Genomic DNA, 712 nt, shown 5'->3' with positions numbered 1-712 from the left:
GTATTCGACGAGGTCCATCTTGTTGACGGCGAGGACGACGTGGGGGACGCGGAGGAGGGCGGCGACGGCGGCGTGGCGTCGGGTTTGTTCGATGACGCCGTTGCGGGCGTCGACGAGGACGACGGCGAGGTCGGCGGTGGAGGCGCCGGTGACCATGTTGCGGGTGTACTGCACGTGGCCGGGGGTGTCGGCGAGGATGAAGCGGCGGCGTGGGGTGGCGAAGTAGCGGTAGGCGACGTCGATGGTGATGCCTTGTTCGCGTTCGGCGCGCAGGCCGTCGGTGAGCAGGGCGAGGTCGGGTGCGTCCTGGCCGCGGCTGGCGGAGGCGCGTTCGACGGCTTCGAGCTGGTCGGTGAGGACGGACTTGGAGTCGTGCAGGAGCCGTCCGACGAGGGTGGACTTGCCGTCGTCCACGGAGCCGGCGGTCGCGAAGCGCAGGAGGGTGGTTGCCGACAACTGCTCGACCGACAGGGGCTCGGTGGGTTCGGTGGTGCTGGTCATGTCTAGAAGTACCCCTCGCGCTTGCGGTCTTCCATCGCGGCCTCGGACATTTTGTCGTCGGCGCGGGTGGCGCCGCGTTCGGTGAGTCGGGAGGCGGCGATCTCGGCGATGACGGCGTCGAGTGTGGTGGCGTGGGAGTCGACGGCGCCGGTGCAGGACATGTCGCCGACGGTGCGGTAGCGCACGAGGCGTTTCTCGATCGTCTCGCCGT

1 protein-coding gene and 1 pseudogene are annotated in these 712 nt (G+C 69.4%); both read right to left on the bottom strand.

Annotated features, from left to right (window positions below):
• Positions 1–501: GTP-binding protein (locus ABEB03_RS43660; protein ID WP_345658670.1), on the bottom strand; the 501-nt coding region annotated here is incomplete at its 3' end.
• A gap of 2 nt (positions 502–503) precedes the next feature.
• Positions 504–712 (bottom strand): annotated as a pseudogene (locus ABEB03_RS43655) (sulfate adenylyltransferase subunit CysD); the annotation flags it as partial.

Source organism: Streptomyces siamensis, from assembly GCF_039543605.1.
Taxonomy (GTDB): domain Bacteria; phylum Actinomycetota; class Actinomycetes; order Streptomycetales; family Streptomycetaceae; genus Streptomyces; species Streptomyces siamensis.
The sequence above is the reverse complement of the archived record's forward strand: the minus strand, read 5'-3'. Positions and strand labels throughout refer to the sequence as shown.